Origin of the sequence: Streptomyces sp. DH12, assembly GCF_020873895.1 — a bacterium.
GTDB lineage: Bacteria > Actinomycetota > Actinomycetes > Streptomycetales > Streptomycetaceae > Streptomyces.
The window spans coordinates 1-787 of record NZ_JAHWGT010000216.1 but is presented as its reverse complement, the minus strand read 5'-3'; the positions used below and the strand labels follow the sequence as shown (position 1 = coordinate 787).

Annotated in this window: 1 protein-coding gene; it reads right to left on the bottom strand. The window is 69.1% G+C overall.

Annotated features, from left to right (window positions below; all coding sequences use genetic code 11):
• Window positions 1-666, bottom strand: a 666-nt coding sequence (locus tag LPA54_RS33610) for a hypothetical protein (RefSeq protein WP_228984497.1), incomplete at its 3' end; no start/stop codon positions are given.
• Between the last annotated feature and the right edge of the window lie 121 nt (window positions 667-787).

The following is a 787-nucleotide window of genomic DNA, read 5'->3' as shown; positions in this document are numbered from 1 at the left end:
CTCATCCCCCACCCCCTCGGTCACGACACCGTCGATGCCTGCCCGACGCATGATTGCAGTCAGGGACTCCCTCATGTCATGCGCCAACTCCGGTTCTACATAGGGCGCGTCGGTGCCCCACCGACCGCTGATGACCGCTACATCGATGGCCAGGCACACGGCAGGGCTTTCCCGCGACGGACCCGCGGCCGGCTCGCCGCCCATGTCTTCGATCTCGTACGGCGTCGTCATGTGCGCCGCCAGCGCCCGGCGGAAGCCCGTGTCCTCGAGCAGCGCGGCAGCGGGCACCACCCCGATCCGGGGGCGCTGTACGTGCCGCCGGGCGACCGTTCCCACGAAGAAGCCGTCACAGGAGACGAGGGCGCCCGACATCCCCGCCAGCCCGCCTCCGTCGAAGGGCCCCGTGAGTTCAACGGTGATCGTCCGCGCTGTGGGCAGCGCCGTCCCCAATAGTTCCCTCCGTTCACCCGACCGTCCGAAGCCGCTGACACGCACGGGCATCGGACCGCTGTCGGACATGCGCCCCCACCTGAGCCGTGACGGAAGGAGACGCTCCCACTCCTCGCCGTCGAGAAGGTTCTCCTCCGCGAGCACCAGGGCGGCGTCCAGCGGCCCCTGACCCGTCCACACGGTTGTGCAGGCGATCTCCCTGCCGTCCCTGCTCACGGTCCACCTCGCTGTGCCCGCGTCCACCACGTGGGCGCAGGTCAGCACAAGACGAGGTGTCAGCAGAACACCGGCACCGGCATTCATGCCCGAGCCGTGCCCTCTTCTCAACACGACGACA